Consider the following 19016-nt stretch of genomic DNA (forward strand, 5'->3'; position numbering starts at 1 on the left):
ACTTAACATGTTAAGTGAATGCGTCAAACAGAATCTGACCTTGCTGCACTGCAAACATTTTGCGGCTTGAAAGGGCGTCATGACGAAGAGACCGGCTGATCCCGCCAAAGCTAGCGCGCCTGCCGCACGGCAGGTTCCGATGCGCGATTTCTCGCGCTCGCTGCCGATGTCGCTCTTGCGCGCGCGAGAGGCGGTGATGCGGCAGTTTCGTCCCTCGCTGCGTGAGCACGGTTTGACCGAGCAGCAATGGCGCATCCTGCGTGCGCTGGCGGCCATCGACGCCGCAGAGGTCACGGAACTCGCGCGCACGGCGTTTCTGCTCGGGCCGAGCCTGTCACGCATCCTGCGCGATCTCGAGGCGCGCAACCTGATCGAGCGCAAGACCGCGAAGGCGGACCAGCGCCGCAGCATGGTCTCGATCTCGAAGGAGGGCGTGAAGCTGATGGCCTCCGTCGCGCCGACGTCGGAGGCGATCTACGCCGAGATCACCAGCCGCTTCGGCGCCCGCAAGCTCGCCGAATTGCAGGAGATGCTCGGCGAACTCGAACAGAGTCTTGCGGGGCTCGGCGCCGGCAACGAGGCAAGTGCCGAGGAGTGAGGGCCGGGGGCGCGCTGACCGGAACCGGGGCCACCTCCTGCGGCCGGCGCTTTGCCGACCGCATGCTGGCCTTCCCTGTCGATCCCCAAGGTGGTCGATACCTCCCATGTGTTCGATGCAGAGGTCTTGCGCCATGTCGACTTCAAGCCGGTAGCAGGGCTCGATCAGGTGCTGATTCCCGGCGATCCCGGGCGGAAAACCCGCATCCAGCGCACCCAAAACGGCATCCCCTTGCCGGATGACACCCGGGCGGCGATAGTGAATACCGCCCGCGAGGTCGGCGTCAGCGAAGGCAGCATCCAGAGGGCGACTGCATAGGTCTTGCGTCATTGCGAGCGTAGCGCGGCGCTCCGGTTCGCGCTAACAGCGGGGCCGTGCTGTCGCGGCGCTCGTCATGGTGACGACGGCCCAAACAACAAAGAAGGAAGGCAACGTGGCGAACAAGGTCAAGGAAATCTGGAAGTCGGGCAAGGCCGTGGTCAACGCATGGCTCGCGATTCCCTCCGGCTTCTCGGCCGAGATGATCGCGCAATGCGGCTTCGACAGCGTCACGGTCGACATGCAGCACGGCGTGCAGGACTATCTGTCGATGGTGCAGTGCTTCCAGGCCATGGACAAGCATCCGGTGACCCCGATGGTCCGCGTGCCCTGGAACGAGCCCGGCATCATCGGCAAGGTGCTCGACGGCGGCGCCTATGGCGTGATCTGCCCGATGGTCAACACGCCGCAGGAGGCCAGGAACCTCGTTTCCTATTCGAAATATCCGCCGCAGGGCGTCCGCTCCAACGGCCCGATCCGCGCCGGCATGTACGGCACCGCGGGCTCCTACCAGAAGACGGCGAACGCCGACACCATTCTGCTGCCGATGATGGAGACCAAAACCGCGGTCGAGAACATGGAGGCGATCCTCGACGTCGAGGGCATCGACGGCGTCTATATCGGCCCGTCCGATCTCGGCTTCTCCTACGGTCTCGAGCCGAAGCTTGACCGCAGCGAGCCGGAGATCCTCGCGATCTACGAGAAGATCATCAAGGAGTGCGGCAAGCGCGGCCTCAACCCCGGCATCCATTGCAGCGGCGCCGAAGGCGCGGCGCGCGCCATCAACATGGGCTTCAAGCTGGTGACGCTGTCGAACGAGGTCGGCCTGATGACCACCTATGCCAAGATGCAGGTGAATGCGACCCGCAAGGATTCCGGCGGTAAGGCCTGATCTCTCGTGTCCCGGACGCGATGCGGCGCCTAGCGCCGCTTCGCAGAGCCGGGACCCAGAAGCAAGTGAAGTACATGACGTAACAACTGGGCCCCGGATCTGCAGCGCACCGCTTCGCGCTGCGCAGCGTCCGGGGCACGATACTTTGAAGACCTAAGGAGACCTCTCATGACCATCAGCCCCGCCATCCGCCTGCATCCCGATGATGGTGTGCTGATCGCGCGCGCGAGCCTGCCGCCGGGAACAGCGGTGGCCGACGGCGTGACGACGGTCGAGCGCATTCCCTCCGGCCACAAGGTCGCGATCAAGCCGATCGCCGTGGGCGAGCCGATCAGGCGCTACGGCCAGATCATCGGCTTTGCCACGGTGCCGATCGCGCCCGGCCAGCACGTGCACACCCAGAATTGCGGCATGGGCGATTTCGCCAAGGACTATGCCTATTGCGCCGACGTCAAGCCGACGCCGAACTTCGACCTGCCGGCGACCTTCGAAGGCATCCGCCGCCCGGACGGCCGCGTCGCCACGCGCAACTATATCGGCATCCTCACTTCGGTGAATTGCAGCGCGCATGTCGCGAGCCTCGTCGCCGACGTCTTCAAGAAGAACCCCTTCAGCGGCGACAACCCGCTGGCCGATTTCCCCAACGTCGACGGCGTGGTCGCGCTGACGCACAAGACCGGCTGCGGCATGACGCAGAACGAGCCGCTGGCGCTGCTCCGCCGCACGCTCGGCGGCTACGCGCGCCACGTCAATTTCTCCCACGTCATCGTGCTCGGCCTCGGCTGCGAGGTGAACCAGATCGGCGGCCTCATGGAGGAGCAGAAGCTCGCCGGCCGCCTGCGCGCGATGGACATCCAGGAGGTCGGCGGCACCCGCAAGACGGTGGAGGCGGGCATCGCCTTTGTGCGCGAGGCGCTCGCCGACGCCAACAAGGTGAAGCGCGAAACGGTGCCGGCAAGCGAGCTCACCGTCGCCCTGCAATGCGGCGGCTCCGACGGCTATTCCGGAGTATCGGCCAACCCGGCGCTCGGCGCCGCCAGCGATCTCATCGTGCGCCACGGCGGCACCGTGATCCTGTCGGAGACGCCGGAGACCTACGGCGCCGAGCACCTGCTCACCCGCCGCGCCGTCAGCCGCGAGGTCGGCGAGAAGCTGGTCGATCTCATGCGCTGGTGGGACGCCTACACCGAGCGCGAAGGCGCCGAGATGAACGCCAATCCGAGCCCCGGCAACAAGGCCGGCGGCCTCACCACCATTCTGGAAAAGTCGCTCGGCGCGATGGCCAAGGCCGGCACCACCAACCTCGTCGAGGTGCTGCGCTACGCCGAGCCCATCACCAAGAAGGGTTTCGTGTTCATGGACACGCCCGGCTACGATCCCGTCGCGGCGACCGGGCAGGTCGCCGGCGGCGCCAATCTGGTCTGCTTCACCACCGGCCGCGGCAGCGTGTTCGGCTGCAAGCCGGCGCCGTCGATCAAGCTCGCCACCAACACGCCCATGTACAAGCGCATGGAAGAGGACATGGACGTCAATTGCGGCACCATCCTCGAGGGCGAGGAGAGCGTCGAGCAATGCGGCCAGCGCATCTTCGAGCTCATCCTCAAGACGGCCTCGGGACAGCCGACCAAGAGCGAGAGCTTCGATTTCGGCGGCGCCGAGTTCGCGCCCTGGGTGCTGGGCGCGACGATGTAGCGGTGCTGATGCACCTCGCTGCAGGACGCGGACACCTAAGTAGTCATACGTAGGTGTCATATGACCGCAGGAGCTCCTGCGGTCACTCGGGATTAACATTTCGCACCGTAATCGTGAGGTGATGCGGGCGACTCCTTCGAGGGCGCTGCCCTTCGTGAGGATTCGTCAACGATGACGCGTGCGATACGGCCGACTGGCGTGGAAAATCTCCTCGGTGAGGAGGAGCTGATCGTATCGAAGACCGACCTCAAGGGCCGCATCACCTACGCCAACGACATTTTCATCCGCATGGCGAAATACAGCTATGCCGAGCTGATGGGCGCCCCCCATAGCCTGATCCGCCACCCCGACATGCCGCGCTGCGTCTTCAAGCTGCTCTGGGACACGCTTCAGTCCAAGCAGGAGATCTTCGCCTACGTCGTCAATCTGGCGAAGGACGGCAGTCATTACTGGGTGTTCGCCCACGTCACGCCGACGTTCGACGAACGCGGCAATATCGTCGGCTATCACTCCAACCGTCGCAAACCGGATCCGGCGCAGGTCGAGCGCATCAAGCCGATCTACAAGACGCTGTGCGCGGAAGAAGCGCGGCATGCCAATGCCAAGGACGGCATGCATGCGAGCTTCGATGCGATGGTCGGCCTGCTCAAGCAACAAGGTGTCGGTTACGATGAATTTGTGCTCTCTCTCTAAGGCGCAGGGAGCGACCGCGCTCGCGTGTATCCTCGCCGTCGTTGCCTTCGGACTCTCGCTTCTCGGTGTGACTGGAATCATCAGTGCGGCGCTGTCAGGCGCGACGGTCGCGCTGCTCGGCTATGCCGTCTGGTGCCAGCGTCGCACGGCGGTGGCCGTCGATGAGGTCGCGGATGTGTGCCGCAAGGCGGCGCGCGGCGATCTCGAGGCGCGCATCCTGAGCGACCGTCAGGCCGGGCGGATCGGCGCTATCCAGAAGTCGGTCAACGACATGCTCGACATCACCGACGCCTATCTGCGTGAAGCCTCGGCGTCGATGGAGTATGCCAGCCGCGGCAAGTATTTCCGCAAGATCCTGGCGCGCGGATTGCCCGGCTCGTTCCGCCGTTCGGCCGCCGTCATCAATTCCGGCACCGACAGTCTCGGCCGCAGGGTCGTCGAGATCGCGGACCTCGCACAGCAGTTCGGCACGCATCTCGACCAGGTGGCCGGCACCCTCATGGGTGCCGCGACCGATCTCGAATCCGACGCCGGCCAGATGGCGGCGGCGGCCGAGAAGACCAGCCGGCAGACCTCCGGCGTGCTCAGTGCGTCCGATCATGCCTCGCGCAACGTCGCCACCGTCGCCAGCGCAGCCGAACAGCTTGCGTCCTCGATTGCCGAGATCGGCCGTCAGGTGACCGGCTCGACCGCGAGCACCGGACGCGCCGTGAACGAAGCCAATCGCGCCGGCAGCGAGATCCGCACGCTTGCGGATGCGGCGATGCGGATCGGCGACGTCGTCAAGCTGATCAGCGAGATCGCCGAGCAGACCAACCTCCTGGCGCTCAACGCCACGATCGAGGCGGCGCGTGCGGGCGAGGCCGGTCGCGGCTTCGCGGTGGTGGCCTCCGAGGTCAAGAGCCTCGCCAACCAGACCGCGAAGGCGACCGAGGAGATCAGCGCCAAGGTCGGCGAGATGCAGCAATCGACGACCAATTCGGTCGCAGCGGTCGAGGCGATCGCGCAGACCATCGCCGAGATCGACGGGATCACCGCTTCGATCGCGACCGCGATCGAGCAGCAAGGTCTTGCCACCCGCGAGATCGCCCACAACGTCCAGGAGGCGTCGGCCGGCACCTCCCAGGTCTCCTCCAACGTGACAGGTATCAGCGAGGCCGCCGCCGACACGGGGCGGGTTGCAAGCCGCGTCAACAGCGCCTCCGAACGCGTCCATGGCGAGGTCGAGACGCTCAAGCGCGAGGTCACGCAGTTCCTGCAGCGGCTGACGTCCGCGGCGTAGCGTCACCCTACAAGAGGTCGTCATGCCCGGGCTTGTCCCGGGCATCCACGTTCGTAGGGTGGGCAAAGGCGATCTTGCGCCGTGCCCACCATCGATCCACACGACGAAAGCGGTGGGCACGCTTCGCTTCGCCCACCCTACGATACTGCCCGTGTAGCTCGGATTACGCTTCGCTCGGTCCAGGCCTACGGGGCAACGACGGATACTTCCTAGGCACGGTCTGCCCGTTGTTAGTGCTTGATCGCACTGGCGTCAGGTGTTCTGCTCAAAAAAGCTGCTGGAGCACCGTACCCCGTGTCGATCTACGTCGCGTTACACCACGTCACGCACTACAAATACGACCGCCCGATCGATCTTGGTCCGCAGACCATCCGTCTGCGGCCGGCGCCGCACACGCGCACGCCGATCCTGAGCTATTCGCTCAAGGTCACGCCGGCCAACCATTTCGTGAACTGGCAGCAGGATCCGCAGGGCAACTGGCTGGCGCGCTACGTTTTTCCGGAGAAGACGACCGAGCTGAAATTCGAGGTCGATTTCACGGCGCAGATGACCGTGGTCAACCCGTTCGACTTCTTCGTCGAGCCCTATGCCGACAGCTTCCCGTTCGAATATCCCAAGGACCTGAAGACGGAGCTGGCGCCGTATCTCGAGACCGTCAAGCCGGATCGCCTGTTCGCGAAATTTCTCGACACGATCCCGCATGAAGCCCCGAACACCGTCAACTTCCTGGTCGATCTCAATCGCGAGCTTCAGAAACACGTCCGCTACATCATCCGCATGGAGCCCGGCGTGCAGACGCCGGAGGAGACGCTCTCCTCTGGCGCCGGCTCGTGCCGCGACTCCGCCTGGCTCCTGATCCAGACGCTGCGTCATCTCGGGCTCGCCGCCCGCTTCGTCTCCGGCTACCTGATCCAGATCCGTCCCGACATCGATCCGATCGAGGGACCGCCCGAGGTCGAGAACGACTTTACCGACCTGCACGCCTGGGCCGAGGTCTACCTGCCGGGCGCGGGCTGGATCGGGTTCGACGCCACCTCCGGCATGCTGGCGGGCGAGGGGCATATCCCGGTGGCCGCCACGCCGCATTATCGCTCGGCCGCGCCGATCTCCGGCGGTGCCGGCTTTGCCGAGGTCGAGTTTGCCTTCGACATGAGCGTGAAGCGCATCCGCGAGGCGCCGCGCATCACCAAGCCGTTCTCCGACGAATCCTGGGCGCGGCTCAACGATCTCGGCGAGCAGGTCGACGGCGATCTCGCGAGCGCGGACGTGCGGCTCACGATGGGCGGCGAGCCGACCTTCGTCTCGGTCGACGATCTCGAGGCGGGGGAGTGGAACACGGAGGCCGTCGGCCCGACCAAGCGCGCGCTCGGCGACGATCTGATCCGCCGCCTGCGCACGCGCTTCGCGCCGGGCGGGCTTCTGCATTACGGCCAAGGCAAATGGTACCCGGGCGAGAGCCTGCCGCGCTGGGCCTTCGGCCTCTATTGGCGCAAGGACGGTGTGCCGATCTGGAAGAATGTCGACCTGATCGCCAAGATCGAGAATCCGCGGCCGGCCCGGGCAAAGGACGCTGAGGCCTTCATGGAGGGCGCGGCGCTGCGGCTTGGGCTCGATCCCGGCTACATCATGCCGGCCTATGAAGACACCGCACTCTGGCTTCAGAAGGAGGCCGAGCTTCCCGTCAACGTCGATCCGACCGACTCCAAATTGTCCGATCCGGAGGCACGTGCGCGGATCGCGCGGGTGTTCGAGCAGGGCCTCAACACCCCGCGCGGCTTCGTGCTGCCGGTGCAGCGCTGGAACGCGCCGCCGCGCTGGCGCAGCGAGCGCTGGACGTTGCGGCGCAATCATCTGTTCCTGACGCCGGGCGATTCCCCGCTCGGCCTGCGCCTGCCGATCGGTTCGCTCGGCTACGTCCCGCCGAACCAATATCCCTACATCATCGAGCGCGACCCGATGGAGGCGCGGGGCAAGCTGCCGGTGTTCACCCTCGCGGCGCGCCCGGAAGCGCCGCCGCGGGTCGCGCCCGAGCATCTCAACACGTCGATCCCGGTGCGCACCGCGATGTCGGTCGAGGTCCGCGACGGCGTGCTCTGCGCCTTCATGCCGCCGGTCGAGCGGATCGAGGATTATCTCGAACTCGTTGCGGCGCTCGAAGCGACCGCCGAGGAGATGCAGCTCCAGGTCCATGTCGAGGGTTATCCGCCGCCGTTCGACCCGCGCATCGAGGTCATCAAGGTGACGCCCGATCCCGGCGTCATCGAGATCAACATCCAGCCGGCCAAGAGCTGGCGCGACGCGGTCGACATCACCTCCGGCCTCTATGAGGACGCGGCGAAGGTTCGCCTCGGCGCCAACCGCTTCCTGGTGGACGGCCGCCACACAGGCACCGGCGGCGGCAATCACGTCGTGGTCGGCGGCTCCTCACCTCAGGACTCGCCGTTCCTGCGCCGGCCCGATCTGCTCAAGAGTCTGGTCTTGTACTGGCAGCGGCATCCGTCGCTGTCCTACTTCTTCTCCGGCCTCTTCATCGGCCCGACCAGCCAGGCGCCGCGCATCGACGAGGCCCGGCACGACAGCATCTACGAGCTTGAGATCGCGCTCTCGCACGTGCCGCCGCCGGGCTACCAGACGCCGCTGTGGCTGGTGGACCGGCTGTTCCGGCATCTGCTCGTCGACATCACCGGCAACACCCACCGCGCCGAGATCTGCATCGACAAGCTCTACTCGCCCGATGGTCCGACGGGGCGGCTCGGCCTCGTCGAATTCCGCGCGCTCGAAATGCCGCCCGATCCGCGCATGTCGCTGGCGCAGCAGCTCCTGATCCGCGCGCTGATCGCAAAGTTCTGGCGCGAGCCGCAGGCAGGCAAGTTCGTGCGCTGGGGCACGGCGCTGCATGACCGTTTCATGCTGCCGCATTTCATCTGGGAAGACTTCCTGGACGTGCTCTCCGAGCTGAAGCAGTTCGGCTATCCGTTCGAGCCGGAATGGTATCTGGCCCAGCTCGAATTCCGCTTCCCCGCCTTCGGCCGCGTCCATCATGGCGGCGTGACGCTGGAATTGCGCCAGGCGCTGGAGCCTTGGCATGTGCTCGGCGAGGAGGGGTCGGCCGGCGGCACCGTGCGCTATGTCGACTCGTCGGTCGAGCGCCTCCAGGTCAAGGCGGAGGGTTTCGTCGAGGGCCGCCACATCGTGACCTGCAACGGCCGCCGCCTGCCGATGACCTCGACCGGTCGCTCCTCGGAGGCCGTGGCCGGCGTCCGCTTCAAGGCCTGGCAGCCGGCCTCCGGCCTGCACCCGACCATTCCGGTTCACGCGCCCCTGACCTTCGACCTGATCGACACCTGGAACGGCCGCTCGCTCGGCGGCTGCGTCTATCACGTCGCCCATCCGGGCGGGCGCAGCTACGACACCAAGCCGGTCAACACCTATGAGGCCGAGGCGCGGCGGCTGGCGCGCTTCCAGGACCATGGCCATACGCCGGGGCCGATGCAGCCGCCGCCCGAGGAACGCACAAATGAGTTTCCGCTGACCCTCGACTTGCGAACCCCGCTCCTGCAATGAGTATGAGGGTGGGGCAGGGAGAGGCGCATGGGCGAGGGCGCAGCCGAAGAGGACGACAAGGCGGGTAAGGCGCAAAGCCAGCGCCGGCTCGCGCAATGGGTCCGCGACTATAGCCGCCTGCCCGGCATTCCCGACGAGTTCCTAGGGCCCGACGGCGCCCCGCGCGCGGTCTGGAGCCGCTTCTTCGATGCCTTCGGCGCGCTTGCGCCCGACGAGATCGAGCGGCGGTTCGGCATGGCCGACCGCCACCTCCGCGAGGCCGGCGTCACCTACCGCGCCCCGGGCGACAGTGCCGACCGGCCGTGGTCGCTCAGCCATCTGCCGCTGCTGATCGACGAGGCCGACTGGAAGCAGCTTTGCGACGGCATCACCCAGCGCGCCGAGCTGCTCGAGCTCGTGCTGCGCGACATCTATGGCGAGGGCCGGCTGGTCGCGGAAGGCGCGCTGCCGGCGGCCGCGATCGCCGGCAGTCCCGAATATCTCCGTCCCGTCTGCGGCGTGCCGCCGCCGGGCGGGCGCTATCTCTCGCTCTACGCCGCCGATGTCGGCCGCGGGCCCGACGGTCGCTGGTGGGTGCTCGGCGATCGCACGCAGGCGCCCTCAGGCGCGGGCTATGCGCTGGAGAACCGCCTCGTGCTCTCGCGCGCCTTCTCTGATCTCTACAAGTCGATGAACGTGCCGCGCGTCGCGCCGTTCTTCGAGGCGTTCCGCGACAGCCTGCGCGCACGCGCCGATCGCGACGAGCCCAGGATCGGCGTGCTCACGCCCGGCAGTTTCAGCGAAACCTATTTCGAGCACGCGACGCTGGCGCGCTATCTCGGCTTCCTCCTGGTCGAGGGCGACGATCTCGCCGTCAGCGACAACCGCATCCACATCCGCACCGTCGCCGGCCTGAAGAGGCTCGACGTGCTGCTCCGCCGCGTCGATTCCAATTCGCTCGATCCGCTCGAGCTCGATGCGTCTTCGCGGCTCGGGGTGCCCGGCCTGATCGACGTGCTGCGCAAGGACGGCGTCGTCGTCGCCAACATGCCGGGCTCCGGCGTGCTGGAGGCGCGGGCGCTGCTCGGCTTCCTGCCGGCGCTCAGCCGCCGCCTGCTCGGCGAAGAGCTGAAGATGCCCCACATCGCGACCTGGTGGTGCGGCCAGCGCATCGCGCGCGACGAGGTGTTGTCGCGGCTCGACGAGGTCGCGATCGAGGGCGCCTACCGCCGCGGCGTTCCCGGCTTCGACAGCAACGGTCCGGTGCTCGCGAGCGAGCTCGACGCCGCCGGACGCCAGCGCCTGATCGATGCCATCGGCGCGCGCGGCATGGACTATGTCGGCCAGGAGGTGGTGCGGCTCTCGACCATGCCGGTGTGGGAACAGGGCCAGATCACGCCGCGCCCCTTCGTGCTGCGCGTGTTCGCAGCCGCCACGCCTGACGGCTGGGCCATCATGCCCGGCGGCTTCTGCCGCATCGCCGAGCAGGCCGATGCGCGCGCGGTGTCGATGGGCGACGGCGCCCGCGCCGCCGACGTCTGGGTCGTCTCGGGCAAGCAGGTCTCGACCGCGACGCTGCTGCCCGCGACCGACAAGGTGCGGATCCGCCGCATCGCCGGCGTGCTGCCGAGCCGCGCCGCCGACAATCTGTTCTGGCTCGGCCGCTATCTCGAGCGCGCCGAGGCGACCCTGCGGCTGGTGCGCGCGCTGGGCTCGCCGAGCGGGCCCAACAAGGGCACCGCTGCCTCGCTGCAATCGGCCGAACGCATCCAGCGCCTGCTGGTGGCCTGGGGTGCGATCTCGCAGACCTCGCGCGCGGCCCCCGGGCGGATCGCCGCCGAGGCGTTGCAGAGCGCGGAGCGTTTCGGCTCGGCCTTGTCGCTGGTGCGCGCGGCGCTGCGCACCGCGACCTCCCTGCGCGAGCGGCTGTCGCCCGATGCCTGGCAGGTCATCACCGAGATGGCCGAGCGCCTCGCCTACGAGGTCGAGGACGACGACAGCGTGCTGAGCGCGGCCGAGCTGACCTTGCAGGAACTGGCGAGCTTTGCCGGCCTTGCGCAGGAGAACATGAACCGCGCCGCCGGCTGGCGCTTCCTCGATATCGGCCGCCGCACCGAGCGTGCCATCAACACGGCGCGATTCGCACGCCAGTTCGCCTATGACGAGGCCGGCGACGAGGATCTCGACATCCTGCTGACGCTGGTGGATTCCCAGATCACCTACCGCTCGCGCTATCTGCTGGCGCCGATCCTTGCGCCGGTGCGCGACCTCGCGGTGCTCGACGGCTTCAACCCGCGTTCGGTCGCGTTCCAGGTGGCGACGCTGAACGAGCACATCGCGGCGCTGCCGAGCCTGAAGGAGCACGGCCTGATCGAGCAGCCGCAACGGCTCGCGGTGGCGGTGCAGGCGATGCTGGCGACGGCCGAGGCCGAGAAGCTCGAGGTCAAGACGCTGTTCTCGCTGGAGCAGGATCTGCTCAGCCTCGCCGAGGCGATCGGGCTGCACTACTTCCCGCATGGCCCCAATGCCAGCCGGCCGGAAAAGCTGACGGGGCTGGCGTGATCTACGACATCCGTCACGTCACCACCTACGAATACGAGAGTCCGGTCAGCTTCGCCCGCTGCACGCTGCGGCTGGAGCCGAGGAGCGGCGGCGGGCAGGAGCTGATCTCGCACCATGTCGAGATTCGTCCGCGCCCGGTCGAGCGCAATGTTCGCCGCGACTTTTTCGGCACGCTGACCGAGAGCGTGGTGATCGAGGCCGCGCATCGCAATTTGCGCATCGACTCGCGCTCGCGCGTCGCCGTCTCGCGCCAGCCGCCGGCGCGCGATGCTGTCAGCCCGGCCTGGGAGAGCATCCGCGACATCGCATTCGAGGCAACCAGCCTCGGGCCGTCATCCCCGGTCGGCTACGTCTTTGCGAGTCCGCTGGTGCCGGTGCTGCGTCCGGTCAGCGCCTATGCGGCGGAGAGCTTTCCACCCGGCGAGGGCATCCTCAAAGGGGCGGTCGATCTCATGCACCGCATCCGCAACCAGTTTCGCTACGATCCCAAGGCGACGGTGATCTCGACGCCGCTCAACGAGGTCTTCGACAAGCGGCACGGCGTCTGCCAGGACTTTGCCCATGTGATGATCGCAGGGCTGCGCGGGCTCGGCCTGCCGGCGGCCTATGTCAGCGGCTATTTGCGCACCATCCCGCCGCCGGGCCAGCCGCGGCTGCAAGGCGCCGACGCCACCCACGCCTGGGTGTCGCTGTGGTGCGGGACGGAGCTGGGCTGGGTCGATTTCGATCCGACCAACGATCTTCTGGTCGCTGGCGACCATATCGTGCTCGCGGTCGCGCGCGACTTTTCCGACGTCTCCCCGGTCGATGGCATTATCGTCGGTTCGCCGAAGCAGAAGCTCGGCGTCGCCGTCGACGTGCTGCTGGTGGAATGACCGCGGGTCTGCGCCGTCCAGGACGATGCAGGCGCATGCGCCAGCCCGTTCCCGTGGTCTCTTGTCAACATCCGATAAAGCGAATTTGATTTGTGTTGGGCGGCCGCAGTCCTGCCTGGCCCGCCCCGGGTGTATCGCGCCGTGACCGCAAACGCGATGTCGCAGCGCGCAACGCAACATATTTCCGTATTTTTGTTCCGGGATTTGGTCACCCGGCAAAAGATGGGCTATGCTGGCCTTTGCGTCGAGGACATGAATGAGACGTCGGGAGTTGGCGTGGAACACCACCGACAAGCGGGGCTGCATCCATGATCACGTTACCGAGGCTGGCGGCCGAATCCCTGGAGAAGTTGCTCGGTACGTTCATGCGTCGCCGGTACGACGAGACATCTGCAAGTATCGTCGAGAGCGCGACCCGCACTGCGATGGAATGCATCGGCAATAGCGATGCGCTCTATCACAATATCGAGCATACGATGCTGGTGACGCTGGCCGGCCATTCCATCCTCAGTGGCCGAAGTCTCCATACGCATCTGTCGGCCGCGGATTACGTCCATATCCTGATCGCCTGCCTTGCCCACGACATCGGCTATGTGCGCGGCCTGTTCGAGGAGGATGACGTCGACGGCTTCGTGATCGATGCGGCCGACACCAAGATTTGTTTGCCGCGCGGCGCATCGGATGCCAGCTTGATGATGTATCACGTCGATCGGTCGAAGCTTTACGTGACGCGGCGGCTGCGACATATTCCCGGACTCGATCCGGAACGCATTGCCCGCGCCATCGAGGGCACGCGGTTTCCGGCCCGGGAAGGCCAGGACTATGACGACGAGGCCTCGATCCTGCGTGCCGCCGACTTCATCGGGCAGCTCGGAGATCCCAACTATTTGCGCAAGGCCAACGCGCTCTACTACGAGTTCGAGGAGGTCGGCATGAACCGACAACTCGGCTACGACTCGCCCGCTGACATCGTGAACCGCTATCCACAGTTCTATTGGAACAGCGTCGCACCGCATATCCAGACCGAGATCGGCTACCTCAACAAGACCGAGATCGGCCGGCAGTGGATCGCCAACCTCTACAGCAACGTATTCCGCGCCGAACGCGACATCTCGCTGTCGGGCCCGCAGAAGTAGCCCTGTTGTAGCCCGGATGGAGCGCAGCGACATCCGGGATTCGCGGATGCAGGTGTCCCCGGATTGCGCTGCGCTCCATCCGGGCTACGAAGTCCCAAATCCGTAAGCAAATCATGCAACAAAAAACCATCACTACGGATGTCCTCGACATCGCCTATCTCGAATACGGCACGCCTGACGGCTGGCCCTGCATCATGGGCCACGGCTTCCCCTACGACGTGAATGCCTATGCCGAGACTGCGCCGATCATCGCGCAGGCCGGCGCGCGGGTGCTGGTGCCCTGGCTGCGCGGCTACGGGCCGACGCGGTTTCGTTTCCCGGAAACGCTGCGCTCCGGTGAGCAGGCGGCGCTGGGCGCCGATCTGCTGGCCTTCATGGACGCGCTTCGCATCGAACGCGCGGTCGTCGGCGGCTATGACTGGGGCGGCCGCGCGGCCTGCGTGGTTGCGGCGTTGCACCCCGCGCGCGTTGTCGGGCTCGTCTCCGGCAATTCCTACAACATCCAGGACATCGCCCGCGCCATGGAGCCCGCGGCACCGGCGCATGAGGCGGCGCTCTGGTATCAATATCTCTTCCACAACGAGCGCGGCCGCCGCGCGCTGGAGCGCAACCGGCGCGGCTTCGCCCGCCAACTCTGGTCGATGTGGTCGCCGACATGGGCCTTCGACGATGCGACGTTCGAGCGGAGTGCGACCTCGTTCGACAATCCCGATTTCGTCGAGGTCGTGATCCACTCCTACCGCCACCGTTACGCGCTGGTCGCGGGCGATCCCGCCTATGCCGGGATCGAGGAAAAGCTTGCGGCACAGCCGCCGATCCGCGTCCCGACAATCGCAATCGACGGCGACAGCGACGGCGTCAATACCGGCACCGCCCATCACGCGCGCAAGTTCGAGGGCTTTTTCGAGCGGCGCGTGTTCGCAGGCGCCGGTCATAACCTGCCGCAGGAGCGGCCGGCCGAATGGGCGCAGGCCGTGGCCGACGTGCGCAAGGCGGTTGCCGGGTCCTGATTTTAGCGATCGCGGGAACTTTTCGCCGGTCCCGCCGTCCAATCCTGAGCTGCGCGTTGAGTTGCGAGGGAGATGACCATGAGCGAGGAAAGCAAGCCCAGCGGACCGGATCTGACCGAAGGCGTGGCGCTCACCGCGTTCAGGGACGGCAAGCTGCTCGGCCATGTCGGCGCGGAAGATGTGCTGCTGGTCCAGGCGGGCGGCGAGGTCTTCGCGATCGAACCCGCCTGCAGCCATTATCACGGCCCGCTCGCCGAAGGCCTGGTGGTGGACGACACCATCCGCTGTCCCTGGCATCACGCCTGTTTCTCCTTGCGATCGGGCGAGGCGACGCGCCCGCCGGCCTTGAGCGCGCTGGCCGTATGGGAGGTGACGCGGGACCAGGACAGGATCATCGTTCAGCGCAAGCGTGAGGCACCGAAGCCGACCGCCCGCAGCGCGCCGGCGCCCGAGAAATTCGTCATCGTCGGCGGCGGCGCGGCCGGCTTCGCGGCGGCCGAGATGCTCCGGCGCGAGGGCTTTGCCGGCGCCATCACCATGCTCAGCGATGACGGCGCCATGCCGGTCGACCGGCCGAACCTCTCCAAGGACTATCTTGCCGGCAACGCACCGGAGGATTGGTTGCCGCTGCGGGGCGAGGACTATTATCGGGACGCGGGCATCGATCTCAGGCTGAACACGAATGTCTCCGCGATCGATGCGAAGACACGCAGCGTCACGCTGGGCAATGGCGACAGACTGCCGTTCGACCGGCTGCTGCTCGCGACCGGCGCCGAGCCGGTCAAATTGCAGATTCCCGGTGCCGACCAGCCCCATGTCCACACCTTGCGGTCTGTCGCCGACAGCCGGGCCATCATCAAGGCCACGGGCAGCGCGAGGCGCGTGCTGGTGATCGGCGCCAGCTTCATTGGCCTCGAAGTCGCGGCCTCGTTGCGGGCACGCAAGCTGGAGGTCCATGTGGTCGCTCCGGAGGAGCGGCCGATGCAGCGCGTGCTCGGACCGGAGATGGGCGATTTCGTTCGCGCGCTCCATGAAGAGAATGGCGTCAACTTCCACCTCGGGAACACTGTGGAGAGGCTCGACGGTACGCGCGCGACGCTGAAGAGCGGCGGCGTCATCGAGGCCGACCTCGTCGTGGTCGGCATCGGCGTCAAGCCGCGCCTTGCGCTGGCCGAGAAGGCGGGGCTTGCGGCGGATCGCGGTGTCAGCGTGAGCGAATATCTCGAAACCAGCATCGCCGGCATCTTTGCGGCTGGCGACATCGCGCGCTGGCCCGATCCGCATTCGCGGCAAACCATCCGCGTCGAGCACTGGGTGGTCGCGGAGCGGCAGGGCCAGACCGCGGCGCGCAACATGCTGGGCCGGCGCGAACGCTTCGATGCCGTGCCGTTCTTCTGGAGCCAGCACTACGATGTGCCGATCAACTATGTCGGCCACGCCGAGAGTTTTGACGACATCGTGATCGACGGCAGCATTGCCGGCAGGGACTGTCTGCTGAAGTACCGCAAGGCCGGCCGCGTGCTTGCGGTCGCCTCGATTTACCGCGATCTCGACAGCCTCAAGGCCGAGCTCGACATGGAGCGGCGTGGCCTGTGAGCCGCCGCCGTCGCTCCGGCGGTGCCCCCGGCGCGCCAATTCACCTGCCGGATCGTCGCAGGCGAGCAGCCGCGGCTCTGCCGCTTCCCTCGCGGTTGCTGCACGTATAGATTGCATACGCTGCAAAAAGGGCGGAAACATCGCTGACGTTCGATTCGAGCCGTCCCTTTCTCAAAGATAGCGATATGGACAGCGGGGCCAGCACTGCAAATCGATCGCTCAGTGTCGCGGGCGTCCTGATCGCCTTTGGCATTGGCAGCGTGTTTCTGCTCGGCGCCGGACGACAGAACTATCCGGAACTCCACACCATTCTCGACACCAGCATCACCCTCATCACGGGGCTGCTGGCATTGCTGCTCTGGGATATGGGCGCGCGCATCGAACAGCCGCTGTCCAAGCGGCTCGCGATCGCCTTCGGCGCGACCTTCGTCCTGGAGTTCCTCCACGTGCTGGTGATCGTGGAATGGTCGGGGTCGCTGGCGTTCGTCATGCAGCTGCGGGAATTTCTCCGGCCGGCGACATGGCCGCCGGCCGCCCACATCCTCGCGATCGGAATTCTCGCCGCGATCTGGTCGGTGCGGCGGGATCGGGTCGGGATGCCGGCCTTTGCACTGTTCATGGCCGTCGTCGCGGTGCTGCTGATTGCGATCTTCCAGCGCCTTCCGCCATATCGCCCGCCGGGCCTGCTCGATATCACCCGTCCGGTGTTGATCGTGGCGCCGCTGTTGTGGGCGATCACCTGCGTTCTGTGCTGGCGGCTGCGAGCGACGGACCGCATCTTCGGGCCGCTGGCCCTGATGGGCGGGGTCGTTCTGCTCGGCCACGTCGCGATGCTCTACTCGCAGGCACCGCACGACACCGAGGCGATGGTCGCTCACCTCGGCAAGGTCGCCGGGCGCCTCGTCCTGCTGCTCTCGATGATGCGGATGGCCTCGTCGGACATGCTGGAGCGGATGCGGGCGGAAGCCCAGCTCGCGCGCTTGAACGAGGAGCTGGAAGTGCGTGTCGAGGAGCGGACCGCACAGCTTGCAGCGTCCAATCTTGCGCTGGAATCCGAAATTCTCGTGCGCAGGCACGCGGAGCAGAAGGCCCAGGCGCAACTCGCCCGATTGAGCCTTCTGCACCAGATCACCCGCGCGATCGGCGAGCGGCAGGATCTCAACAGCATTTTCCAGGTGGTGGTCCGCAGTCTCGAAGACCAGTTGCCGGTGGATTTCGGCTGCCTGTGCTTTCACGACGCGGTCGATCACGTGCTGACGGTGGAATGCGTCGGGATCAAGAGCGGTGCGCTGGCCATGGAACTGGCGATGCCCGAGCGGTCGCGGATCGACATCGACGAGAACGGCCTTTCGCGCTGCGTGATGGGTCAGCTCGTCTATGAGCCTGACATCACGCGGTCGTCCTTTCCGTTCCCGGTCCGGCTCGCGCGGGGCGGGCTGTGCGCGATGGTGCTGGCCCCGCTCCAGGTGGAGAGCCGGGTGTTCGGCGTCCTCGTCGCGGCGCGGAAGGAGCGGGACAGCTTCAGCAGCGGCGAATGCGAGTTCCTGCGGCAATTGAGCGAGCACGTCGCGCTCGCCGCCCATCAGGCGCAGCTCCATGGCGCCCTGCAACAGGCCTACGAGGATCTGCGGCAGACCCAGCAGGCCGTGATGCAGCAGGAGCGGCTGCGCGCCCTTGGGCAGATGGCGAGCGGCATTGCCCATGACATCAACAATGCGCTCTCGCCGGTGTCGCTCTACACCCAATCGCTGCTGGAACGGGAGCCGGGCCTGAGTGCGCGCACGCGCGATTATCTGGAGACGATCCAGCGGGCGGTCGAGGACGTGGCCCATACCGTGGCGCGCATGCGCGAGTTCTACCGGCAGCGAGAGCCGCAACTGACGCTGATGCCGGTTCATCTCAACCAGCTCGTGCAGCAGGTCGTCGACCTCACGCGGGCGCGGTGGAGCGACATGCCGCAGCTTCGCGGAACCGTGATCGCGCTGCGCACCGAGCTGGCGGAGCAATTGCCCGCGATCTCCGGCATCGAAAGCGAAATCCGCGAAGCGTTGATCAATCTCATCTTCAATGCCGTCGATGCGGTGCCCGGCGGCGGCACGCTGACGCTGCGCACCAAGCTTGCCGGCGGCGCGGACGGGCACGGCCAGGTGCGGATCGAGGTCGGTGACGACGGCGTGGGCATGGACGAGGAGACCCGCCGGCGCTGCCTCGAACCGTTCTTCACGACCAAGGGGGAGCGCGGAACCGGATTGGGCCTGGCGATGGTCTACGGCGTCCTCCGGCGGCACAACGGCGAGATCGAGATCGACAGCGCCGTCGGTCGCGGCACCACCGTGTCGTTGAATTTTCCGGTCCCGCAGGCGGCGCCGGCCACGCCGTCGCAGGACAGGCTCGATTCCGCGAGGCTCTCCCGGCTGCGGCTGCTGCTGGTCGACGACGATCCGCTCCTGCTGAAATCATTGTGCAATACGCTGGAGGCGGAGGGGCACGTCGTGACGACGGCCAATGACGGCGTCGCGGGCATCGCCGCGTTCCGCGCCGCCTCCGCGCGCGGCGAGACCTTCGCCGCCGTGATCACCGATCTCGGCATGCCTGATGTCGACGGCCGCAAGGTGGCGAGCGCGATCAAGGCCGCGTCGCCCGCCACGCCCGTGATCATGCTGACAGGATGGGGCAAGCGCCTGATGTCCGAGGATGACATTCCGGCCCATGTCGACCACCTCCTGAGCAAGCCGCCGAAGCTTCGCGAATTGAGGGAAACGCTGGCGCAATGCTGCGAGCCTGGCCGCGCACAGGGTGCGATAGAGGTGAGCGAATAG

Annotated in this window: 12 protein-coding genes and 1 pseudogene; all 13 read left to right on the forward strand. The window is 66.6% G+C overall.

The window, feature by feature from the left end; all coding sequences use genetic code 11:
* The first annotated feature begins 79 nt into the window (after positions 1-79).
* The 13 genes and pseudogenes from hpaR to AAFG50_RS13735 all read left to right on the forward strand — a co-directional run bounded on the left by hpaR (position 80) and on the right by AAFG50_RS13735 (position 19016).
* On the forward strand, positions 80-598 hold the full coding sequence (hpaR, locus tag AAFG50_RS13675) for a homoprotocatechuate degradation operon regulator HpaR (protein ID WP_028172350.1): 519 nt from the start codon (positions 80-82) through the stop codon (positions 596-598).
* Between the two features lie 5 nt (positions 599-603).
* Positions 604-916 (forward strand): annotated as a pseudogene (locus AAFG50_RS13680) (malate dehydrogenase); the annotation flags it as partial.
* A 115-nt stretch (positions 917-1031) separates the two neighbouring features.
* The gene (locus AAFG50_RS13685) at positions 1032-1808 is read left to right on the forward strand and encodes an aldolase/citrate lyase family protein (RefSeq protein WP_008549964.1); all 777 of its coding nucleotides are present in this window, start codon (positions 1032-1034) and stop codon (positions 1806-1808) included.
* 168 nt (positions 1809-1976) lie between these two features.
* Positions 1977-3500 carry an altronate dehydratase family protein gene (locus AAFG50_RS13690; RefSeq protein WP_028172348.1) on the forward strand — a complete coding sequence of 508 codons (1524 nt, stop codon included), beginning with the start codon at positions 1977-1979 and terminating at the stop codon, positions 3498-3500.
* A gap of 171 nt (positions 3501-3671) precedes the next feature.
* On the forward strand, positions 3672-4193 hold the full coding sequence (locus AAFG50_RS13695) for a PAS domain-containing protein (protein WP_011085759.1): 522 nt from the start codon (positions 3672-3674) through the stop codon (positions 4191-4193).
* Positions 4171-5475 (forward strand): methyl-accepting chemotaxis protein, encoded by a 1305-nt coding sequence (locus tag AAFG50_RS13700; RefSeq protein WP_028172347.1) that lies wholly within the window; start codon positions 4171-4173, stop codon positions 5473-5475. Before AAFG50_RS13695 ends, AAFG50_RS13700 begins: the two co-directional genes overlap by 23 nt.
* A 294-nt stretch (positions 5476-5769) precedes the next feature.
* Complete coding sequence (locus AAFG50_RS13705) at positions 5770-9039, forward strand: transglutaminase family protein (protein ID WP_028172346.1); 3270 nt, start codon at positions 5770-5772, stop codon at positions 9037-9039.
* Positions 9040-9066: 27 nt separating this feature from the next.
* Positions 9067-11580, forward strand: a complete 2514-nt coding sequence (locus AAFG50_RS13710) for a circularly permuted type 2 ATP-grasp protein (RefSeq protein ID WP_011085762.1) — start codon at positions 9067-9069, stop codon at positions 11578-11580.
* A complete protein-coding gene (locus AAFG50_RS13715) occupies positions 11577-12455 on the forward strand; it encodes a transglutaminase family protein (RefSeq protein ID WP_028172345.1) in 879 nt (292 codons plus the stop codon). The genes AAFG50_RS13710 and AAFG50_RS13715 overlap by 4 nt, the downstream gene beginning before the upstream one ends.
* A 308-nt stretch (positions 12456-12763) precedes the next feature.
* On the forward strand, positions 12764-13591 hold the full coding sequence (locus AAFG50_RS13720) for a metal-dependent phosphohydrolase (protein WP_028172344.1): 828 nt from the start codon (positions 12764-12766) through the stop codon (positions 13589-13591).
* 113 nt (positions 13592-13704) lie between these two features.
* Complete coding sequence (locus AAFG50_RS13725; RefSeq protein WP_028172343.1) at positions 13705-14601, forward strand: alpha/beta hydrolase; 897 nt, start codon at positions 13705-13707, stop codon at positions 14599-14601.
* A 78-nt stretch (positions 14602-14679) separates the two neighbouring features.
* A complete protein-coding gene (locus tag AAFG50_RS13730) occupies positions 14680-16197 on the forward strand; it encodes an FAD-dependent oxidoreductase (protein WP_028172342.1) in 1518 nt (505 codons plus the stop codon).
* Positions 16198-16382: 185 nt separating this feature from the next.
* Positions 16383-19016: an ATP-binding protein gene (locus AAFG50_RS13735; protein ID WP_049832425.1), complete on the forward strand. Its 2634-nt coding sequence runs from the start codon at positions 16383-16385 to the stop codon at positions 19014-19016.

This window comes from Bradyrhizobium sp. B039 (assembly GCF_038965675.1).
GTDB lineage: Bacteria > Pseudomonadota > Alphaproteobacteria > Rhizobiales > Xanthobacteraceae > Bradyrhizobium > Bradyrhizobium diazoefficiens.